Source organism: Bifidobacterium miconis (assembly GCF_019331735.1).
Lineage (GTDB): Bacteria > Actinomycetota > Actinomycetes > Actinomycetales > Bifidobacteriaceae > Bifidobacterium > Bifidobacterium miconis.
The window spans coordinates 65,296-86,449 of record NZ_JAHBBH010000006.1 but is presented as its reverse complement, the minus strand read 5'-3'; the positions used below and the strand labels follow the sequence as shown (position 1 = coordinate 86,449).

The following is a 21,154-nucleotide window of genomic DNA, read 5'->3' as shown; positions in this document are numbered from 1 at the left end:
CGGTCCATTCATTCCAAGGAGCAAGGCATGACGAACGCCACAGGCACCGTCGCCGCGCACGACACCGACATCGTGTCGATCTGCTCGCGGCTGATCCGCTTCGACACGACAAACTACGAGCACGGCCGGTCGAACGGCGAATCCGACTGCGCGGACTACGTCGAAAGCCTGCTCGCCGATACGCCGTTCGCGATCCGCCGGCTCGAATCCGCGCCGCGGCGCTCGAACCTGATCGTCACCGTGCCGGGCACGCGCCCGGACCTGCCGGCGCTGATCTGCCATGGGCACCTCGACGTGGTGCCCGCCGATCCCGCGCTGTGGACGTTCGACCCGTTCTCCGGCACGGTGAGCGACGGCTACGTGTACGGCCGCGGCGCCGTGGACATGAAGGACTTCGTCGCGGCGATGATCTGCGTGCTGCGCGATTGGGCCGCGAGCGGCTTCCGGCCCGCGCACACCACGTATTTCGCGTTCGTGGCCGACGAGGAGACCGACGGCGATTTCGGCGCGGCCTGGTTGGTGCGCAACCATCCGGAGTGCTTCGGGGGCGCGCGATATGCGCTCGGCGAATCCGGCGGCATGAAGATCCCGTGGACCGACGCGGCCGGACGCCCGGTGAACTTCTACCCGATCGCCAGCGGCGAGCGCGGCACCGCGCACCTGAAGATCACCGCGCACGGCACGGCCGGCCACGGCTCGTACGTGCGCGACGACAACGCGGTCGTGCGTCTTGCCGACGCGGTATCGCGCGTGGCGCACCACCGCTGGCCGAACGAGGTGATCGCGACGATGGGCAGGTTTCTGGAAATCGTCGGGCAGGTGCGCGGCGAAACGTACGTGCTGGATGCTGCGGACGGCGCGGATGCCGTCATTGCGGATGGTGCCGATGCCGCGGCGGCCGCAGCGCGCTCCGACGCGTCGCTGAACGAACTGCTGGACCGTCTCGGCCCGCTGGCGGACGTGGTGCGCCGCGCGTTTCGCCCGTCGAGCGTGCCGACGATGCTCGCGGCCGGATACAAGGTGAACGTGATTCCGGAGCAGGCGCAGGCGTGCATCGACGTGCGCACGCTGCCCGGCGGCGAGGAACGGCAGCTGGCCGTGATCGACGAATTGCTTGGCGAGCATGTGACGCGCGAGTTCATCGCGCACGAACCGGCGCTCGAGGCGCCGCTCGACACGCCGTTCTATCTGGCCATTGCGGATGCGCTGCGCGGATTGGATCCCACGGCCGTACCGGTGCCGTTCTGCACGGGCGGCGGTTCGGACGCGAAGGCGTTCAGCCTGCTCGGCATCCACGCGTACGGCTTCTCCCCCTCGTGCGCGGGCGCGCAGGGCCAGCAGCCGCAAGGTGCGCACGGCGTCGACGAGCGGGTCCCCGTCGATTCGCTCCGCTTCGCCCAGACCACGCTCGACGCCATCCTGCGCTGGCGGTGATCACCCGCCGATTTTCCATTCAAGGTCGGTGCATTGCACGGGGGTGGGGCCGAAACGATAGGTGCTGGTGGACACCGGCTGGGCGCCGTAGTGGCGGTAGATCGCGACGGCGCGGACGTTGTCGGATACCGCACGAATGGCGACGGTGCGGTATCCGCGCGCTTGGGCATGGGCGAGCACCGCTCGGATAAGCAGACCGCCCACGCCCCTGCCCTGCGATTCTTCGGCCACATACAGGGATGCGAATTCCAATCGGCTGCGATCCATCTTGTTCGGATACCAGCCGGCAAAGCCGAGCACGCGTCCGGACTCGTCCACGCACAGCAGGCACTGATGCCCGGTCTTGCGCAGGAAACGGCGCCATGTGGTCATCGCGTCGGCGATGCGCAGTCCGTCCAGCCAGTCGTCCGCGACGATGCCGCGGTATGTGCGCTGCAGGTCCTCCCGATAGATCGCGGCCATGCGCGGCGTATCCGAGGCTCCGGCCAATCGCAGTCTGCGCGCGGTCATGACAGTGCCCCGTCGTACGTCGATTGCGTCACAGCCGATTGGGCCGCGCGCTCGCGCAGCGCGTCGGTCATGACGTGTGCGATGCCGGCGCTGGAGGCGATGCGGTCGCGTCGTGCGGGGTCGCGGCGGATGCCGTCGATCGTGCCGAATCCGCCGTACAGGCGCATCGCCCCGCCGGCGACGGCGACATGTCGCGAGGGCATGAACCCGAACCACGTGCCGGTGAACCCGGGATGGTACAGCACGGTTTCCTCGCGTCCGCCCATGGCAACGGCCGTGCGGCGGAAACCGACCGCCTGACCGGGGTGCACGGATATCGGCTGCGAGAACTCGTCCAGCACGTCATGCGAGCACAGTCGCCCCTGCCACACTGCGCGGGCGATGGCCAGCAGGTCCGGCACGGAGGCGAACAGCCCGGCGTGCCCGGATTCGCCGCCCAACGTGTGCGCCGCATTGCCGTCGTTGACCGTTCCGGGAACCCAGTGTTCCCTCCAGCCGGCGAAATCGTCGACCGTGTACGGCACGTCGTACGGTGTGCGCGTCCGGATCATCGCGTATTCGTACGCGTCGGAATCGTAGCTGCCGGCGATGTCGGCGACGCGCGCCGACGACAGGCACGGCCCGTATCCGCCGGTCAGGTGCAGCGGCCGGGCGATCATCTCGTCGAACGCGCGGCCGATCGTACGGCCGGTGATCCGCTCGATGACGAACCCCATCATCGACATGCCCAGATCGGAGTACCGCCACGCCGAACCAGGAGCTGCGGCCAGCGGCAGGCGTTCCATGACGCGCAGCGCCTCGTCGCGCCTCGTCGTCGCGCAATACAACGGCCACCACGGGCGCAGGCCGGCGGTATGCGTCATGAGCTGGCGCACGGTGACGCGCGACTTGTCGCCGTCGGCGAACCCCGGCAGGTAACGGCATACGGCGTCGTCCAGCCGCAGGTCGCCGGCGTCGACGAGCATCATGGCCAGCATCGTGGTCGAAGCCATTTTCGTCACCGACGCCACGTCGATCAGACGCCGCACGTCCATGCGCGCGGCGTGACGCGCGGCGGGTCGCACGGCGGGTCGCGCATCGTCGACGTCCCGCGGCAGCACGGCCCAGCCGGCGGCCGCCGTGCGCATCTCGCCGGCGTCGTCGATCGTGCCGACGACCGCACTGGCCGGACGCACGTCCCGCCCGCCCAAGTCCATCAACGCGCGGACGGCCGCATGCTCTTCCAACGCATCGCTCATCGCGCCCGCTCCGACGCGTCGACGAACCTCAGCGACTTCGGCCAGTGGGCCAGCGGCGTGATCTGCGGAAAACCTCCGACCAGCGCGAGACCGCCCTTGCGGTTGTTGCGCGCGCCGAGCGGCGCCGGCGTGATGCGGCCGAGCACGCGCGGCCCGCTGGCGCCGGTGCAGCTGGGCACGTTGGCCGGCAACCCGTGCATGGCGGCCCAGCCGATCAGCGCGAACGCGATCGCCTCCTTGGCGTCGCCGGGGATGCCGATCGCGTCGCTCGGTTCGATCGTCGTGTTCGGCGCCAGTTCGCGGATGCGGTCCATCATCACCGGATTGTGCGTGCCGCCGCCGGAGGCGATCATGTAGTCGAGACGCTCGGTGTTGACGGTGTCGGCCACCGTGACCGCGGTGAGTTCGGTGAGCGTGGCGATGAGATCCTCAAGCCGCACGAAACGGCCGAGCTTCGCGAGCGCCGTCTTGACGTAGCCGAGGTTGAACAGTTCCTTGCCGGAGCTTTTCGGCGGCAGCAGCGCGTAATACGGCTCGTGCAGCAGCAGGTCGAGCAGTTCGCCGTCCACATGGCCGTGCCGGGCGAGTTCGCCGTCGCGATCGTAGGTGTGCGCGCCGTGGGTCGAGTCGGTGACCACGGCGTCCACGAGCGCATTGGCCGGGCCGATGTCCCATGCCTGCGTGTCGGCGCCGGGCTTGCAGATCGTGATGTTCGAGATGCCGCCGAGATTGAGCGCGCCGCAGCGCAGCCCTGATTCGCGGCGGGATGCCAGCAGCACCTGATCGAGCAGCGGCACCAGCGGGGCACCTTCCCCGCCGGCTGCCACGTCGGCAGTGCGCACGTCGGAAATCACCGGCAGTCCGGTCGCCTCGGCCAGCCATGCGGGCTGTCCGATCTGCAGCGTGCCGTACGCCTTCTTACGTTCGACCCAGTGGTAGACGGTCTGCCCGTGCGTGCAGATCACGTCGACCGGTTCGGACGGGCGGAACGAGGACAATGCCTGCACGGCCGCGTCGGCGAACGCCCGTCCGATACGCGTGTCGAGCTTGCACATCTGCTCGAATCCGATGCCGGCCGGCGGCAGCGCGCCGATCAGCGACGCCCGCAGCGGCGCCGGGTACGGGATGGAGTCCACGTAGTCGATGGACGCGATGAGCCGGTTGGCGGAATCGACGCGGAAGTCGACCGCCGCCATGTCGACGCCGTCGTGGGACGTGCCCGAAATCATGCCGAGAATGCGCATCAGCTATCGATCACCTTTGCCAGAAAACCGTCGTTGTCGTCGAGCACGGCCTGTGCCGCCGCTGCATCGCAATGCCGTTCGATCATGACGATCGCGGTTTTCGCGCTCCAGCCGGCCTGTTCGAGCGCCCGTCGCGCCTGCGTCTCGTCGGCGTCGGTCACGGCGCGCACGATGCGTATGGCACGGGCGACCAGCTTCTCGTTGGTCGCCTTCACGTCGACCATGAGCGTGCGGTACGTTTTGCCGAGCCGGATCATCGTGATCGTCGAAAGCATGTTGAGCGTCATTTTCGTGGCGGTGCCCGCGCCGAGCCGCGTCGATCCGGACACGAACTCCGGTCCGACCGGCACTTCGATCGCGATGTCCGCGTGCGCGGAGATCGCCGCGCACGCGTTGCAGGCGAGCGCGATCGTGAGCGCGCCGGTCGAGCGCGCCTCGTCGAGCGCGCCGATGACGTACGGCGTGCGTCCGCTGGCGGCGATGCCGACCACGCAGTCGTCGGCGGTGAGATCGATGCCGCGCAGGTCGCGCGCGCCCGTTTCGGGATGGTCTTCGGCCGATTCGGCCGAGCGCACGAGCGCGTCGCGTCCGCCGGCGATGAGCCCGACGACGATGCTGGGATCCATGCCGAACGTGGGCGGTATTTCAGACGCGTCCAGCACGCCGAGCCGGCCGGACGTGCCCGCGCCGACGTAGACGAGCCGGCCGCCGCGTTTGAGCCGCGGCACGATCGCGTCGATCGCCTCGGCGATGCGGGGCGTGGCCGATCGCACGGCCTCGCACACCGCCGCGTCGCGCCGTTCCATCGCGCGCACCAGATCGGCCGTGCCGAGCGCGTTCAGTTCCAGGGTCGGGTCGGACGCGCCTTCCGTGCCGAGCCCGCTGATTTCGCGTTCCACGGACGTTTCCGTGCCGTACTTGTCGTCGTTGCTGTTGTCGCTATTGTCATTCGACATCGTGTGCGGCCTCCGGTGTGATCGTCTGCGCGTCCGCGAGTGCGTTTGCGGGCGCGTTCTCGGACACGTCCCCACGGGCTTCCTGAGAGCCCGGTTCCGTCCGAAGCTCGTCGGCGCATCGCCAGATCAGGCGCATGACGCGGCGCAGCTCCGACTCGCGGCTGACGTCACGCCACGCTGCGGCGTAGGTTTCGGCCCAGACTTCCAGTTCCTTGGCGGTCGCGTTCGCCAGCCCGTCCGGTTCCGGCCCGTCGATCGCGCCGGCGCGTACGGCGAAGATCCATCCGGCCGTGTTCAGCAGCATCTGGCCGTGGACGGCGACGAGCAGCGGGCTCAGGATCTTCGTCGCCGCGGAGGCGTCCTTCGCGCGGGGCAGGCGCAGCAGCAGGGCGTGCAGATCGTCGTTGGCGCGCGGCATGTCGGCGATCCGATCGCGTAGCACCGTAAGCAGCCGCGCGCGGGTCTGCGCGAGATCCGCGCCGGAGCGCACCCACGCGGTCCGCCGTTCGTCGCCGGCGTACAGCAGCTCGGCGACGCCATGGTTCAGCCCGCCGTTGCCGTCGTCCAACTCCAGATACTGCACGAGGTTGTACCAGCGGAACGTCGCGTCGTCGTCCACCGCGGCCAGCGTTTCGGCATATCGCGCGTCGGCGTCGCCGTATTCGATCGCGTCGATGGCGCGGCCCACCGCGTCCATGCCGTCGCGTCCGCCGCTGCCGGCGAGGTTCCATGCCGCGGCCGCGCCCTGGATCATGCCCGGGATCACCAGCCGCGGATCGTTGACGTGGCCGAAGTCGCCCCAGTCGGTAACGAGGAATCCGGCCGCGCCGTAGCGCAGGCCGCATTCCGATAGGCGTGAGATGTTGCTCCACGCGTCCTTCGAACGCGGGGCGAGGTTGCTCCAGCCCCACACGGCCGGGCACACATACTGCCGTATGCCGGATTCGCCGACCTGACGCACCTTGTCGTCACCGACGTCGGGCGCATACAGCCAGTTCAGCAGGATGGCGTCCTTGGGCAACTGGCCGAGGATTTCCGGCATTTCGAGGGCGATGTCGCCCCACAGCATCGGTTCGTGGCCGCGTTCGGACAGGTGCCGGCACAATGCGGACACGTACCGCGCGTACATGGTCGCCACGCCCACGCGCTCGGCGTATGCGCGGGAGCGGCCCTTGCCGAGATCGAAGGTTTCGTCGGCGCAGATGTTGAATTTTTTGGTGCGGAACAGCTCCAGATAGGAGTCGATCAGGCGCAGGGAGAATTCCAGCGCACGCGGATCCGCGATGTTGAGCGTGTGGTGGGCCATGCGTTCGATGAAGCTGAACGGCCGGTCGGCGTCTTCGGGGAATTCGCCCAGATCGCGCAGGTCGCGGCTGCGCAGCGCCGTGTACAGGTGGCCGAAGGTGGACACCGACGGCACCAGTTCGATGCCGCGCGCGGCGCAGTAGTCGTCGAACGCGATGATGTCCTTCGGCTCGAGCGCGTCCGTGCCGCGCCAGGTGCCGCTCATGCCGTCGAAGCGGAACGTGTGCTCCACGTACAGCTGCAGCTGGTTGTACTTGTACAGGCACAGTTCGTCGGCCCACTGCTTGAGCCAGTCCAGCGTGGGCACGCGGCCGCGCGTGACGTCCAGATAGTAGCCGCGCACGGCGTAGTCCGGCCGGTCCGCGATGTGCAGCAGGGGCAGCGAAGCGCCGCTCTGCCGGATGATCTGCCGCAGCGTCTGCACGCCGTTGCGCACGCCCTCGAATCCGCCGCCGACGATGCTCACGCCCTGTTCGGATACGGTCAGTTCGTAGGATTGCGGGGCCATGCCGTCGTCGCGTCGCAGCTCAACGAAACCGTTCCAGCGGCCGCCCTGCGCGATGTCCCACCGCATGCCGGTGGCGCGTTCGATCTCGCCGGCGATCTGCCCCGCCAGCACACGGCCTTCGTCGCCCACCGACGCGTCCTCGTTGATCCTGCCGCGCAACGGCAGGGCCACGCGGCCCTCGCCCATATCGACGCGGCGGGGCGCCGGCAGCACCGCCGGCATGCAATCATTCGTCATATAACGCTCCTTATTGATCATCATCAATCGCGGCCGTCAAACCGCATAACCGGCATGGCGAGCCATGGCTACGCCATGAAACAGGTATGACAAAGCCGTCCCGTGCCGTGGGGCGCGGGACGGCTGTCGAAATACTGGCGGCCTCTGCCGGCGGAACCGCCGACGGCATATGGCCGAGGACCGGGACGGTGTTACTTGGCCTGCTCGGCCTTGTCTTCAGCGGTGTCGGCCGCGGCCTTGCCGCCCTGCTCCTTGAGCGCGGCGAGCGCGTCGTCCAGACGCTTGAGATCGGCATGGGCCTCGTCCACATGCTTCTCGTATTCGCGCCAGTCTTTCTCGCTGATGACGATGACCGGGCCGTCCGACTTCGTGCGATGATCCATTGTGTACTCCTGTCAAATCTTCGCCTAGGACGATGCTAACCGGAACGGCGGCGAAACGCCGCATAGGCGTGTCGGGCGTGTCCGCGATGCGGACCGAAGCGTGTCATGTGCATTCCCGAATGGGCGCATCAGGCGCGTCCCGAAACGCCGGGCAGTCCGAAAAATCCGCGTCACTCCCCCGCGGCCATGAACTGCCGGTACGCCTCGTCGTTGGCTTCGAGCACGCGCAGCGCGTTCTTCCAGCCGAGCTTGTTGAGGTCCTCTTCGCTCCAGCCGCGCGAACGCAGCTCGTCGAACAGGTTCTGGTAGCGGCCGACGTCCTCCATGCCGGTGGGCATCGCGCCGGTGCCGTCGTAGTCGCCGCCGACGCCGATGTGGTCCACGCCCATCACGTCGCGCGCGGCCTCCACGTGGTCGGCCACGTCCTTGACGCTCACGGCCGGCCGCTCCCCGTGCTCGCCGGCGGCCACCCATTCGTGCACGGCGGCGGAGACGAATCCGGGCACGGCGGTGATCATCTGCACGCCGCCGTTGTCGGCGAGCTTGCGCTGCACGTCCTCGGGCACGTTGCGCGGGTGCGGGTTGACCGAATAGCAGGACGAATGGCTGAACATGACGGGGAACTGCGAGGCGTCGAGCGCGTCGCGCATGGTGTCGGCGGACACGTGCGACAGGTCGACGATCATGCCGATGCGGTTCATTTCTCGCACGATCTCGCGCCCGCGGTCGTTCAGTCCGTGCCACTTGTGCTCGCCGGCGGCCGCGTCGGCGAATTCGTTCGTGTTGTTCCAGGTGAGCGTCATGTAGCGCACGCCGAGCCGCGCGTATTCGCGCAGCACGGCGAGGTTGTTGGCGATCTGGTGGCCGCCTTCGATGCCGATGAGCGAGGCGATGCGTCCCTCCGCCTGCGCGGCGCGCACGTCGGCGGCGGTCGTGGCGAGCTTGAACGTTTCCGGGTAGCGTGCGCACATGCGGTGCACGAAATCGATCTGTTCGAGCGTGGCGATGACCGCGTCGCCGCCCGCGTAGTCGCTGTGCACGTAGGCGGACCAGTATTGCGCGAGGTAGCCGCCGCGGCGCAGCTTCGGAATGTCGGTGTGCAGGGTCTGCGGCAACTCCTGGTCGATGCCTTCGACGCTGTAGCCGCGGTTTTCGCGCGCCTCCCACGGCAGGTCGTTGTGGCCGTCGAACACGGGGATGATGGGGTTGGTCATGATGATGTGCTCCTTTATGTTGGATGTTCGTATGATGCGGCTGCGCGGCGGCAGCGGGCGAGGTTCGGGCCGTATGGCGGACGCCGGACGGGACATGCCGCACGGCGCACCCGTCATCGGTTCGGCGTCATAGGTTCAGCGTGATGCCGGCGCGGGCGGTCGCGTCGCGCAGCGACCATGTGGTGCGCCCGTCGCGTCCGACGACGCTGCGCGCGTGCGCGAGCGAGCTGACGATCGCCTCTTCGCTGGCCGCGGCGACCGCGCGGAAACAGTCGTCCATCGCGTTGTCGCTGAGTCGCGGGGCCGTGTCGATCATCGGCAACGTTGCGCCGGTGTGCGTCTCGCCGGCCCAGTGCGGGATGCGCGCGGCCGTGCTGAACGCGACGACGATTTCGCCGCTGCCGTTGCCGATGTAGCCGCCGCATCGCGTGATGCCGACGGTGACACGCTTGGCCATGCGCCTGAGCTGTCGCGAGTCGGCCGGCAGGTCGGTCGCGATCACGGCGACGATGCTGCCCTTGTCGCGATCGTTCGCATGATCGTCGACGCGACCGTCGGCACGACCGTTGCCGTCGTCGTACGCGACAGCGTTCGCGTGTCCGGCCGCGTCCGCCGCAGCCAGTTCGCGCCCGACCGGACGTCCGTCGATGCGCAGGCAGTCGCGCGATCCGAAATTCGTGAGTGCGAGCACGCCGACCGTGTAGTTGCGTCCATCGAACGACAGCACGCGCGACGACGAGCCGATGCCGCCCTTCAGTCCGAAGCAGGTCATGCCGGCGCCCGCGCCGACGTCGCCCTCGTCGAACGCGTCCGCCGCCGCGTCGATCGCGTCCAGACCATGCTGCGGCGTGACGGCGAGCGCGCGGATCGTGTTGATCGGCCCGTCGTTGCATTCCATGACGACCGGGTTCACGGTGCCGGTGCTCACGCCGATTTCGCCGTGCGCGGCGAGCGAATAACGCACGAGCGCCTCGAAGCAGGCGCCGCACGAGAGCGTGTTGGTCATGAGGATCGGTGTTTCGAGGCTGCCCAGCTCGTCCACCTGCACAAGGCCCATCGACTTGCCGAATCCGTTGGACACGTACGCGGCGGCGGGCAACTTACGGTCAAAGCAGTCGCCGGGCGGCACGATCGCGGTCACGCCGGTGTGCAGCGGGCCGAGCGACGAGTCTCCGTCAAGCGTCACATGGCCCACGCGCACGCCCGGCACGTCGGTGATGAGGTTGCGCGGCCCCTTCGCGCACGCGCACAGTTCCCCGTTCAGGTCAACGTTCAATCCCATGCCCGTCATTGTGCGCGCATCATGTTGCCCCGTTTGTTACGTCGCCGGCCTGCGGACGGCCGTAGCGTGCCTGCGGACGGCCGTATGTATGCCGCGCATGCGACGCGCGTGCGGGCATACGGCCGGTTCGGCACGTCGCAACGGCCGTATGCCCGCACGCCGTTGGGATTGCCGCGGGCATACGGCCGTTAACCCGAGCAACCTCCTCGTCAGACGACGCAGGCATGGCGGCCGCTCCCGCAAAAACAACAAAACTACGCGATCGACGGGTAGCTTTACTCGCTGTTCACCATACTTTCGTCGATCTTTCGCCGGCAACGGCCGCGGGAGCACGAAACCGGCAGCACCATGGAATAGTGCCCAAGCGCATGGTCGGAACGGTCCGGCGCAACGCCGCCGCTTCCGGCCACAACTGAATGCTTCATAACTGAATACCGAACTCATCGCGTCGGCGGATGGTTGGGCCGGCGAGGCAACGGCCGCCCGAAGGCGGCTTACGGAAGGTAGCGCAATATGCTCGAACTGAAGAACATCACCAAGTCGTTCGGGGACACGCACGTCCTCAACGGCATCAGCCTGACGCTGGACAACGGGCAGATCATGTCGATCCTCGGCCCGTCCGGCGGCGGCAAGACCACGCTGCTCAACATCATCCTGGGCATCACCGATCCGACCAGCGGCCAGATCATCTACAACGGCGAGGACCTGACGCAGGTGCCGATGGAGAAGCGCGGCTTCAACATCGTGTTCCAGGACTACGCGCTGTTCCCGAACCTGACCGCGTACGAGAACATCACGTACGGCCTGCGCAACAACCCGGGCATCTCCTCCGAAAAGGAGATCAAGGAGCTCATTTCGCTGCTCGGCCTCGAGGAGCATCTGGGCAAGCGCATCGACGAGCTGTCTGGCGGTCAGAAGCAGCGCGTCGCGCTCGCCCGCACACTCGTGATGAAGCCGAAGCTGCTGCTGCTCGACGAGCCGCTGTCCGCGTTGGACGGCGTGATCAAGGAGTCGATCAAGGCGAAGATCAAGCAGATCGTCGAACAGTACAAGCTCACGACGATCATGGTCACGCACGATCCGGAGGAAGCCTGCACGATGAGTGACAAGGTGCTCATCATCAACCACGGCAAGATCGCGCAGTACGACACCCCGGAGAACATCATCGAGCATCCGGCGAGCGACTTCGTGCGCAAGTTCATCCTGCACCAGCTCGAAGTCAAGCGCAACAACATCTACACGCTGTTCAACGAGGGCGACGCGCACGCGGCCGACGCCAACCGTCAGCCGGTCGCCGCCGGCGCGCAGGAGGCCTGACATGTCCGCCGAATCGATCCAGGCGGCCAACCAGCTGCCCAACATCCGCCCCGAAATCGTCAACTACGAACGCCGTCCGAAGGCGCCGAAGCAGACCGAGCTGTGGACGCTGCTGATCATCGTGGCCGTCGCGTTCGCCGCGTTTCTCGTCGTGCCGATGGCGCTCGTCATCATCCGTTCGTTCACCACGGCGAACGGCGGCGCGACGCTCGCCAACTACGCGGCCGTGCTGTCGCGCCCCGAATTCTCGCGTTCGATCACCAACTCGCTGGCCGTGTCGGCCGCGTCCGCGCTGGTCGCCGTGCTGCTTGCGTTCCTGCTCGCATACACGATCAACTGCACGAACGTGCCCGCCGGATTCAAGCGCGCGGTCGGCCTGCTCGCGCAGCTGCCGATGCTGCTGCCGACCATCACGTACGGCTTCGCGATCATCTACTCGTTCGGCAAGCAGGGTCTGATCACCCGGCTGCTCGGCGGCCACCAGCTGTTCGACATCTACGGCTTCAACGGCCTGCTGCTCGGCTATGTGATCTACACGCTGCCGACCTGCTTCCTGCTGATCAACAACAGCTTCCAGTTCGTCGACAAGAAGTTCATCATCGTCTCGCACATCATGGGCGACAAGCCGCTCACCACGTTCCTGAACACGGTGCTGCGCCCGCTGATCGGCACGATGGCCGTCGCGTTCATCCAGTCGTTCTTCCTCGCGTTCACCGACTACGGCATTCCGACGTCGGTCGGCGGCGAATACGACGTGCTCGCGATGACGCTGTTCAACCAGATGCTTGGGAGCATCCCGAACTTCAACCGCGGCGCCGTGATCGCCGTGTTCATGCTCATCCCGTCGATCATCTCGATCATCCTGATGACCGTGTTGGAGCGCTTCGCGATCCGCTACAAGCAGATCAGCCAGGTCGACCTGCCCAAGGGGCCGCGCCGCGACTGGGCGTGCGGCATCGCCTCCGTGGTCGTGCTCGTGTGCACGCTCTCGGTGTTCGCGGTGATCCTGCTCATCCCGTTCGTCTCGGAATGGCCGTTCAACACGGCGCCGACGTTCGCGCACATCGCGAACATGTTCACCGACCCGGAGCTCACGCAGGTGTTCACGAACTCGCTGTACGTGGCCGTGATGACCGCGATCATCGGCTGCCTGTTCGCGTACGCGGCGGGCCTCGTCACCTCGCGCTCCAAGCTGCCAAACTGGGCGAAGCGCTCGGTCGACGCGATTTCGGCGATCATCAACACCGTGCCTGGCATGGTGCTCGGCATCGCGTTCCTGTTCGCGTTCTCCGGCTCCGGCCTGCAGAACACGTTCTGGATCCTCATCGCCGCGAACATCATCCACTACTTCGCGACCCCGTACCAGATGATCAAGGATTCGCTGTCCAAGATGAACGCCGGCTGGGAGACCACGGCCAAGCTCATGGGCGACAACTGGATCAAGACGATCGTGCGCGTGGTCACGCCGAACGCGCTGCCGACCATCCTGCAGGTGTTCGGCTACTACTTCGTCAACGCGATGGTCACGATCTCCGCGGTCGTGTTCCTCACCGGCGCGCACACAGGTCATCACCACGAAGATCTCCGCGCTGCAGCACATCGCCAAGTTCGACGACGTGTTCGTGCTTTCGCTGCTCATCCTCGTGACGAACCTCGTCGTCAAGGGCGTGATCGCGTTCGCCACGCGCGACCGTTCCGCCGAACGCGCCCGCGCACGCGCCGCGGCACGCGCCACCGTGCGCACGCCGCAGGTCGCCGCCGCGCGTTCCACCGTCGCCGCCGACACGCGACTCACGGCCGCCGTGCAGGCCGCCGAATCCGGCACGCCGGACTTCCCGCTGCCGACCAGCGGCAACCGCCGCGCACGCAACGCGTTCACCGCGGGCCTGTCCGCGATCCTCGCCGTGCTGCTCGTCGGATTCGGCTTCGGCGCGACGTCCACCGCGTCCGCCAACGGTCAGGTCGTGATCTACACGAACGCCGACGACGAGGCCGTGGTCGCCTTCCAGCACGCGCTCGACAGCAACGGATTCAAGGACCAGTACATCATCCAGTCGTTCGGCACGTCGGAGCTCGGCGGCAAGATGCTCGCCGAGGGCAAGGCGCTCGAGGCGGACATGCTCACCATGAGCTCCTACTACGTCGATTCGGCACAGGAACGCAACCACATGTTCGCGCCGCTGACCGACGTGAAGTCCCAGCTGCTGGGCACGTCCGAGAACTCGAAGGCGCCGAACTACCGCCGTCCGACCACCGCTCAGGAGGGCGCGATCATCGTCAACACGAAGGCGCTCGAAGCCGCCGGCGTGGACGCGCCCAAGAGCTTCAAGGACCTCGCGGACCCGAAGTACAAGGGACTGATCTCCGTGCCCGACATGGAAGGCTCGTCGACCGGCTGGCTCATGATCCAGGCCATCGCCGACGCGTACGGCACCGGCGAAGAGGGCAAGCAGATCCTCACCGCGATCTACCGCAACGCCGGCCCGCACCTCGAACAGTCCGGCTCCGGCCCGCTCAAGGCCGTGCGTTCGGGCGAGGTGGCGATCGGCTTCGGCCTGCGTCATCAGGCCGTCGCGGACAAGAAGAAGGGTCTGCCGATCGACTACGTCGACCCCGAGGAGGGCAACTACTCGCTGACCGAATCGGTGGCGGTGCTCGACAAGGGCAAGGCCACGAACCCGAAGGCGCAGCAGATGGCCGCGGTCATCATCGACAAGGGCCGCAAGGAACTCCTCGAAACGTATCCGACGCCGCTGTACGTGGGCGAAAAGGCCCCGGCCAACGCATCCAAGCGTTCCAAGACGTTCCCCCAGCCCCTGACCGTCGACCTGCTCCAGCAGCATCAGGACTTCTCGTCCGAATGCAAGCGCATCGCCCAGGGCAAGTGAGTCGTCTCCGCCGATAAGTTCCAGCAACACCGTTACGTAAGTGCCCCTACCGGGGTGGGGAGCGGCATGTGTCGTTCGACACGCTCCGGGCCGCTCGGCCAAGTCATACGGTCGCACAACACATGCCGCTCCCCACCCCTACGTTTTCTCGCTCAATGTCACGTAAGCGCGACATCACGACGCAACGTAGGACTGGGGTACGGGATGCGTTATCAGACCGTAAAGACTCGGCCAGAGCGGCCCGGAGCGTGTCGGATAACGTATCCCGTACCCCAGTCCGGTAGGGCCACCCGCGTAACAACACGCACGCGCAATCGTCGTCAATCGTAAACGGCAATCAAACAAACCAACAGAACTACAGACAACACGCCGACGGCAATCATCAGACTACGTAGAAGATGTCATCAACTACGCGAATGACTACAGTCGGCAAACGGAACCACGAGCAACACGGGACATACGAAAGGAAACAACCATCATGGCAAACGAATACAAGCTGCTCACCCCCGGCCCGCTGACCACCACGCGCACCGTCAAGGAGGAAATGCTCTTCGACCACTGCACGTGGGACGAGGACTACCAGCAGATCACGCAAAAGATCCGCCGCCAGCTGCTCGAACTCGCGCACTGCGATCCGGCCGACTACACCGCCGTGCTCATGCAGGGCTCCGGCACGTTCGGCGTGGAAAGCGTGCTGACCTCCGTGATCGGCAAGGACGAGAAGGTGCTGCTGTGCACCAACGGCGCGTACGGCGACCGTCAGGTCAAGATCTGCGAGCACGCGGGCATCGACTACGTGCAGTACGCCGAGCCGTACGACCGCATCCCGGACGCCGGCAAGGTCGAGGATTACCTGCGCAACGATCCGTCGATCACGCACGTGTCCATGATCCACTCCGAAACCACGTCCGGCCTGCTCAACGACATCGCCGCGGTCGCGACCGTCGCCAAGGCGCACGGCTGCACGTTCATGGTCGACGCGATGAGCTCGTTCGGCGGCGTGGACATCCCGGTTGCCGGCTGGGGCATCGACTTCCTCGTCTCCTCCGCGAACAAGTGCATCCAAGGCGTGCCGGGCTTCAGCTTCATCATCTGCAACAAGCGTCCAAGGGCAAGGCGCGCAGCCTCTCGCTCGACCTGTGGGACCAGTGGAACACGCTCGAGAAGGCCAACGGCAAGTGGCGCTACACCTCGCCGACCCACGTGGTGCTCGCGTTCTCCAAGGCGCTGGACGAAATGTTCGCCGAGGGCGGCATTCCGGCGCGTTCCGGCCGCTACGCGCTCAACAACCGCCTGCTCATCGCGCGCATGAAGGCGCTGGGCTTCCGCACGTTCCTCGCCGAGCATCAGGGCCCGATCATCACCACGTTCCTGTACCCGGAAGGCACCAAGTTCGACTTCCACGACATGTACGAGTTCATCAAGGAGCGCGGCTACGCGATCTACCCGGGCAAGCTCACCACCGAGGAGACGTTCCGTCTGGGCAACATCGGCGAGATCTACACCGACGACATCGAGAAGGTGACCGAACTGCTGGCCCTGTACATGGGCGAGCGCGGCCTGCTGTCCGCCGCCACCGGCTCCGATTCCGTGCCGGCCGCGATCGCCGCGATGGATGCCGCGGGCGAGCCGATCAAGGCCGCCGCCCCCGCCAACGTGAAGCTCGTCGCCTGAGACGAACCGTGGAAGCTGAAAGGATCACTGCAATGACCAACCGTTTTGAGGCCGTGATTTTCGATTGGGCCGGCACCACCGTGGACTACGGGTGCTTCGCGCCGGTGCGCGCGTTCCAGGAGGCGTTCCGCGAGTTCGGCGTGACGCCGACCATGGAGGAGACGCGCAAGCCGATGGGCATGCTCAAGCATGACCACATCAACACGATGCTGCACATGGACCGCATCGCCCGCGCGTGGGAGGACGAGCACGGCGCGGCCCCGACCGACGCGGACGTGGACGCCGTGTACGCGCATTTCGAGCCGAAACTGCTGAGCATCCTCAACGGTTTTGCGGATCCGAAGCCGGGCGTGGTGGATGCGGTTGCCGAGCTGCGCGCGGCCGGTATCAAGATCGGTTCCACCACCGGCTACACGGACAAGATGATGGAGATCGTGGTGCCGCAGGCCGCCGCGAACGGCTATGCGCCGGACTGCTGGTTCAGCCCGGATTCCACGAACGGGTTCGGCCGCCCCTACCCGTACATGGTGTTCCGCAACCTTGAGACGCTGGGCGTGACCGATGTGCGCCGCGCCGCCAAGGTGGGCGACACGCTCTCCGACATCCGCGAGGGCAAGAACGCCGGCGTGTTCACGATCGGCGTGACCGAGGGCAGCTCCCAGATGGCCCTGAGCGAGGACGAGTTCGACGCGCTCTCCCCCGCCGATCAGGCCGCGGCCCGCGCCGCCGCCCGTGACGCGTTCGTGGCCGCCGGCGCTGACGCCGTCATCAACACGATGGCCGAGCTGCCGGCACTGCTCGCCGCAATCGCCTGATCCGTGCGGAGCACGCTCCGCGCCTCACCTCAGCCTCTCGATCGTCGAACCGCCATGCTTCTGTAGGCAGTTTGACGATCGAGAGGCGTCTCGACGACATAACGGGTCATAATTTCTACGCTGAACGGCGGAGTATGACCCGTGAAAGACATGGGGCCGTGTCCCGATAGCCTCTCGATCGTCAAACTGACCTCGGCAACATCCCAAATCGGCCTCTCGATCGTCAAACTGTCAGCGAACGATCGTTGGAGTCACTCGTTGACGCGTTCGCCGACGGCGCTGCGGTAGCCGAAGTTCATCATTTCGCTGTTGTAGGCCACCACCCCGCGGCCGGTCGCGGGCAGCACGATCATGCCGCCGTCGCCATGATGCGAGGCGACCTCCGCGAGCGTGGCCACGGCCGCGTCGTGCACGGATTCGCCGGCGAACCGCACTCGGTCCGACACCTGATGCGCCGCGACCGCCTTGATGAATGCCTCGCCGATGCCGGTGCAGGAGACCGCCACGGTCCGCTGGTCGGCGAACGTGCCGCATCCGGGCAGCGGCGAGTCGCCCACGCGGCCGTGCATCTGGTTCGTGATGCCGCCGGTGGATGTGCCGGCCGCGATCCGCCCGGCCGCGTCGCGCGCCACCGCGCCGATCGTGCCGTGCTTTTCGTCGCCGATCACGCCACTTTGCGAGCCGGAGGCAGACCGGTACGCGGGCCCGCCAACCGTATCCGCAGCCTCGCCGCTATGGCAGACACCGGCCGCGCCCGTATCATGATGACCGTCATCCTCGGCACGCTTCGCCCACGCATCTCCACCCGCCTGCGCTTCGGCCAGCGAGCGCCGCCGCGCTTCGGTGACGAAATACTCGGCGGGCCTGGTCTCCACGCCCCATGCGGCGATTTCCTCGTCGGTCGGGTCCGCGAACAGCACGTGCTTGGTCTGGTCCTTGACGGCCCGCGCCGCGTCGATCGGGTTCTTCACCGTGCCCACGCCGGCCACCGCGCCCACCGAACCGTCGCCGTCCATCAGGCAGGCGTCCATGCGCGCAAGCCCGTCGCTGGTGAGCGCCGCCCCGCGCCCGGCGTTGAATTCGGGCGCATCCTCCATCACGTGAATGGCCGCGATCACCGCGTCTTCGGCCGAGCCTCCGGCCTCCAATACCGCGTAGCCGGCGTCCAGGGCGCGCGTCAGATCGGCCTTCACCTGCTCGGACCGTTCCGGCGTGTGGTGTTTGCCGCGGTCGCCCGCCCCCGCATGAATGATCAGCGTGATGCCGTCTTCGCTGCCCGCCGATTCGACGGTCGCCAGCGCCGCGGTCCCTTGATTCGTCATGATTTTTCGTCTCCTTGCAATCTCAATGGTCCCGGGCGATTCCGGTAACTACGACAATACCGTTGTAGTCCCATTCCCCATGCGATCGCCGCCGACGGTTCAGCAAGCATCCTGTCGCCGGGCATCCCGGCCGCACGAATCGACGCTGTTCCGTCCGATACCGCCGATAGCCGACACGACACCGCCCGCCACGTTCCGGCAAACGACATCACACTCCGGCCGCGAGCCTTTCCGCGGTTGCGCAAATCACTTGCACGCCGCGTTCGATATCGTCCGCGTCCGGCCGCACGAAGTTGAGCCGGATGTGCGCGTCGTCGGTTTCGTCCACGTCGAACACGCCTCCGGGCATGAACGTGACCCCGCTCGCACGGCACCGGGCGAGCAGGTCGAGCGCGCGCACGCCGTCCGGCAACGCGACCCAAATGTAGTATCCGCCTTCGGGCACGATCCAACTCATACCGGATGGCGCGAACCGTTCCAGCGAACGCACCGCCGCGTCCCGTCGCGCACGGTACGCGACGGTCAGCGCGCGCACGTGCGCCGCGATCCGCCCTTCGCGCAGCAGTTCCAAGCAGATGCGCTGCGACGACGTGCTCGTATGCTGGTCGACCATGCGCCGCAATGCGGCCAGACGCGCGATCACGTGCGGGTCGGCGACGAGCCAGCCGGTGCGCAGCCCGGACGTCACGGTTTTCGAGAACGTCGACAGATAGATCACGTAGCCCGAGTTTTCCATGCCGGCGAGCGGCACGGGCCGGCGCAAGGCAACAGACGCATTCGTCGCGGGAGCATCGTCAGACGATCCCGCCGGGTCAACCAGCGTCGACGATCCGCCCGACGATCGCGACGATCCCGGCATCTCCCCCGCGTCGCCGTACCACAGCTCCCCGTACGCGTCGTCCTCGACGATCAGGCACTGGTATCGCCTCGCCGCGTCGACGAGTTCGCGCCGCCGCGAGGCCGGCAGCGTGGTGCCGGTGGGGTTTTGGAACGTGGGGACCGTGTAGATGAGTTTGGGCCGGAATCGCGCGCAGTAGCCGTCGAGCAGGTCGGTGCGCATGCCGTGCGCGTCGACGGGCACGCCGACGATGCGCGCGTCGGCCGAGCGGAACGCCTGCAATGCCGGAAAGAACGTGGATTGTTCGACGAGCACGCAGTCGCCGAGGTTGACAAACGCGCGCACGGTCAGGTCGATGCCCTGTTCCGAGCCGGACAGCACCATGACGTTGCGCGCCGCGCATTGGACGCCGCGTGTGCGCATGTGTTCGGCGAGCAGTTCGCGCAGTTCGTCGAAGCCTTCGATCGGAGACTCGGGCTGGCCGTCGAAGTCGCGCGATGCGAACGCTTCCAGACTGACCGCGCGCAGCAGGTCGTCGGGGATGTCGGCCGGGTTGGGCGAGCCGGTCGCGAAGTCGACGATGCGATCGTTCGCACCGGCGCCGCCGCGCTGCGCCCGTTCGGCTTCGGCGATGTCGTGGTACGTGAACCGGTTGGAGTAGTCGCTGAACAGCACCGACCACGGCGGCCGCATGACGGTCGGTTCGGTGTTCGCAGCGTAGTCGCGGCGCCGCTGCGCGTCGCGAATGGTGACGACCTGCGGGCGTGGATGGTCGCGTACGTCGTCGGATGTTGCGGACGACGCCGGCGACGGTCCGGACGCCGATGATACGGTCGGCGACGGCATGGACGGCGCCTGGGCGATGGCTGCCGCGACCGGCAGCACGAACGTGCCTTTGCCCACGCGGGACGCGATGAGCCCTTCGTCCTTGAGCTGCTGGTATGCCTGCAGTATGGTGGCGCGATTGACGCCGAGTCTGGCGGCCAACTCGCGTTCGGGAAGCAGCCGGTAGCCTTCGGCGAGCGCGCCGGAGACGATCTGCTCGCGCAGTTCGCCGGCCAGTTGCCGGTACATCGGCACGCTGCTGTGCCGGTCGAGTCGCAGCTGCATACGATCGCCTCCCCATCCGTCGTCGCGCATCGCGTATTGAGCATCACGTGTTGCACGTCGCGTATTGAGCGTCACGCGTCGCGCATCGTGATCACGGTCTCCCGCCACCCTACGTCTCGTGGCGGAAAACGCTCGCCGGCATACCGTTCAGCGAGCGTTTTCCGCCACGCAATGACACGGCTGGCGGTTTTGGCTCGCTGGCGCCGGCGATGGCCATGCCAGCGACGTCGGCGGCGGCTTAGAGCGAGAGGAACAGCTCGTGCAGCCGCGTGTCGCCGGTCAGTTCCGGATGGAACGCGGTGGCGAGGATGTTACCCTGCCGCAACGCGACCGGATGCCCGTCGACCGTGGTCTTCACGTCGGCCAGCGGTCCGACGGAGACGACATACGGCCCGCGGATGAACACGAGCGGCAGATCAGGCAGATAGTCCGCGTCGCCCGGCTGTCCGAAGTCGGCGGTGGCGGCGAACGAGCCAAGCTGGCGGCCGTACGCGTTGCGTCGGACGGTCGCGTCGAGCGCGCCGAAGTACACGTTCGGATCGTTGTCGAGCCGGCTGGCGAGCAGGATCATGCCGGCGCACGTGCCGAACACGGGCTTGCCGGCGGCGATATGCGCGGCGATCGGCCCGAACAGGCCGGTCGAACGCAGCAGCTTGCCTTGCGTGGTGGATTCGCCGCCGGGCAGGATGACGCGGTCGATCGACGCGTCGAAATCGTCGGCGGCGCGCAGCAGCTTCCACGGCGCGCCGAGCCGGTCGAGCACGGCCGCGTGTTCAGCGAACGCGCCTTGGACGGCGAGGATGCCGGTCACACCGTGCTTCGCGGTTTCGGCGTCGTCGGATTCCTCTTTGGAGATGTATTGGACGGCTACGACCATGG

20 protein-coding genes and 1 pseudogene are annotated in these 21,154 nt (G+C 67.0%); 7 read left to right on the top strand and 14 right to left on the bottom strand.

Features of this window, described 5'->3' with window-relative positions; all coding sequences use genetic code 11:
- Nucleotides 1-27 precede the first annotated feature (27 nt).
- Nucleotides 28-1,434 carry a M20/M25/M40 family metallo-hydrolase gene (locus tag KIH79_RS03575; protein ID WP_219058147.1) on the top strand — a complete coding sequence of 469 codons (1,407 nt, stop codon included), beginning with the start codon at nt 28-30 and terminating at the stop codon, nt 1,432-1,434.
- Here KIH79_RS03575 and KIH79_RS03570 read toward each other — a convergent pair whose 3' ends face one another.
- The 8 genes from KIH79_RS03570 to KIH79_RS03535 all read right to left on the bottom strand — a co-directional run bounded on the left by KIH79_RS03570 (nt 1,435) and on the right by KIH79_RS03535 (nt 10,311).
- Nucleotides 1,435-1,944, bottom strand: a complete 510-nt coding sequence (locus KIH79_RS03570; RefSeq protein WP_219058146.1) for a GNAT family N-acetyltransferase — start codon at nt 1,942-1,944, stop codon at nt 1,435-1,437.
- Nucleotides 1,941-3,182 (bottom strand): serine hydrolase domain-containing protein, encoded by a 1,242-nt coding sequence (locus tag KIH79_RS03565; protein WP_219058145.1) that lies wholly within the window; start codon nt 3,180-3,182, stop codon nt 1,941-1,943. The genes KIH79_RS03570 and KIH79_RS03565 overlap by 4 nt, the downstream gene beginning before the upstream one ends.
- On the bottom strand, nt 3,179-4,426 hold the full coding sequence (locus tag KIH79_RS03560) for an anhydro-N-acetylmuramic acid kinase (RefSeq protein WP_219058144.1): 1,248 nt from the start codon (nt 4,424-4,426) through the stop codon (nt 3,179-3,181). The genes KIH79_RS03565 and KIH79_RS03560 overlap by 4 nt, the downstream gene beginning before the upstream one ends.
- Complete coding sequence (murQ, locus tag KIH79_RS03555; protein ID WP_219058143.1) at nt 4,426-5,382, bottom strand: N-acetylmuramic acid 6-phosphate etherase; 957 nt, start codon at nt 5,380-5,382, stop codon at nt 4,426-4,428. The genes KIH79_RS03560 and murQ overlap by 1 nt, the downstream gene beginning before the upstream one ends.
- Nucleotides 5,372-7,417 (bottom strand): beta-N-acetylhexosaminidase, encoded by a 2,046-nt coding sequence (locus tag KIH79_RS03550; protein ID WP_420829349.1) that lies wholly within the window; start codon nt 7,415-7,417, stop codon nt 5,372-5,374. The genes murQ and KIH79_RS03550 overlap by 11 nt, the downstream gene beginning before the upstream one ends.
- A gap of 206 nt (nt 7,418-7,623) precedes the next feature.
- Entirely contained in the window at nt 7,624-7,815 is a 192-nt protein-coding gene (locus KIH79_RS03545) for a hypothetical protein (RefSeq protein WP_219058141.1), read from the bottom strand.
- Between the two features lie 170 nt (nt 7,816-7,985).
- Nucleotides 7,986-9,029: a dipeptidase gene (locus tag KIH79_RS03540; RefSeq protein ID WP_219058140.1), complete on the bottom strand. Its 1,044-nt coding sequence runs from the start codon at nt 9,027-9,029 to the stop codon at nt 7,986-7,988.
- 127 nt (nt 9,030-9,156) lie between these two features.
- The gene (locus tag KIH79_RS03535; RefSeq protein WP_219058139.1) at nt 9,157-10,311 is read right to left on the bottom strand and encodes a DmpA family aminopeptidase; all 1,155 of its coding nucleotides are present in this window, start codon (nt 10,309-10,311) and stop codon (nt 9,157-9,159) included.
- Nucleotides 10,312-10,824: 513 nt separating this feature from the next.
- Here KIH79_RS03535 and KIH79_RS03530 point away from each other — a divergent pair.
- Complete coding sequence (locus KIH79_RS03530; RefSeq protein WP_219058138.1) at nt 10,825-11,628, top strand: ABC transporter ATP-binding protein; 804 nt, start codon at nt 10,825-10,827, stop codon at nt 11,626-11,628.
- Nucleotides 11,629-11,844: 216 nt separating this feature from the next.
- On the opposite strand, the gene KIH79_RS12790 is transcribed toward KIH79_RS03530, so the two are convergent.
- The 3 genes from KIH79_RS12790 to KIH79_RS12780 form a co-directional block, all read right to left on the bottom strand.
- Entirely contained in the window at nt 11,845-12,060 is a 216-nt protein-coding gene (locus KIH79_RS12790; RefSeq protein ID WP_236023574.1) for a hypothetical protein, read from the bottom strand.
- Nucleotides 12,061-12,159: 99 nt separating this feature from the next.
- Nucleotides 12,160-12,342 (bottom strand): hypothetical protein, encoded by a 183-nt coding sequence (locus KIH79_RS12785; protein ID WP_236023573.1) that lies wholly within the window; start codon nt 12,340-12,342, stop codon nt 12,160-12,162.
- Nucleotides 12,343-12,345: 3 nt separating this feature from the next.
- The gene (locus KIH79_RS12780) at nt 12,346-12,489 is read right to left on the bottom strand and encodes a hypothetical protein (RefSeq protein ID WP_236023572.1); all 144 of its coding nucleotides are present in this window, start codon (nt 12,487-12,489) and stop codon (nt 12,346-12,348) included.
- Between KIH79_RS12780 and KIH79_RS13205 the strand changes: the two are divergent.
- The 5 genes and pseudogenes from KIH79_RS13205 to phnX form a co-directional block, all read left to right on the top strand.
- Nucleotides 12,461-13,123, top strand: a pseudogene (locus KIH79_RS13205) (ABC transporter permease); the annotation flags it as partial. The gene KIH79_RS12780 and the pseudogene KIH79_RS13205 overlap by 29 nt on opposite strands.
- Before the next feature lie 121 nt (nt 13,124-13,244).
- Nucleotides 13,245-14,516, top strand: coding sequence for an extracellular solute-binding protein (locus KIH79_RS12770; protein ID WP_219058137.1), 1,272 nt, complete (start codon nt 13,245-13,247; stop codon nt 14,514-14,516).
- Nucleotides 14,517-14,994: 478 nt separating this feature from the next.
- Nucleotides 14,995-15,828 (top strand): aminotransferase class V-fold PLP-dependent enzyme, encoded by an 834-nt coding sequence (locus tag KIH79_RS03515; RefSeq protein WP_219058136.1) that lies wholly within the window; start codon nt 14,995-14,997, stop codon nt 15,826-15,828.
- The gene (locus KIH79_RS03510; protein WP_219058135.1) at nt 15,753-16,190 is read left to right on the top strand and encodes a hypothetical protein; all 438 of its coding nucleotides are present in this window, start codon (nt 15,753-15,755) and stop codon (nt 16,188-16,190) included. Before KIH79_RS03515 ends, KIH79_RS03510 begins: the two co-directional genes overlap by 76 nt.
- Before the next feature lie 32 nt (nt 16,191-16,222).
- Nucleotides 16,223-17,005 (top strand): phosphonoacetaldehyde hydrolase, encoded by a 783-nt coding sequence (gene phnX, locus KIH79_RS03505; RefSeq protein WP_219058134.1) that lies wholly within the window; start codon nt 16,223-16,225, stop codon nt 17,003-17,005.
- Between the two features lie 251 nt (nt 17,006-17,256).
- On the opposite strand, the gene KIH79_RS03500 is transcribed toward phnX, so the two are convergent.
- The 3 genes from KIH79_RS03500 to pdxT all read right to left on the bottom strand — a co-directional run bounded on the left by KIH79_RS03500 (nt 17,257) and on the right by pdxT (nt 21,152).
- Nucleotides 17,257-18,327, bottom strand: coding sequence for an isoaspartyl peptidase/L-asparaginase family protein (locus tag KIH79_RS03500; RefSeq protein WP_219058133.1), 1,071 nt, complete (start codon nt 18,325-18,327; stop codon nt 17,257-17,259).
- A gap of 208 nt (nt 18,328-18,535) precedes the next feature.
- Nucleotides 18,536-20,275 carry an aminotransferase-like domain-containing protein gene (locus tag KIH79_RS03495; protein ID WP_219058132.1) on the bottom strand — a complete coding sequence of 580 codons (1,740 nt, stop codon included), beginning with the start codon at nt 20,273-20,275 and terminating at the stop codon, nt 18,536-18,538.
- A gap of 238 nt (nt 20,276-20,513) precedes the next feature.
- On the bottom strand, nt 20,514-21,152 hold the full coding sequence (pdxT, locus tag KIH79_RS03490) for a pyridoxal 5'-phosphate synthase glutaminase subunit PdxT (RefSeq protein WP_219058131.1): 639 nt from the start codon (nt 21,150-21,152) through the stop codon (nt 20,514-20,516).
- Between the last annotated feature and the right edge of the window lie 2 nt (nt 21,153-21,154).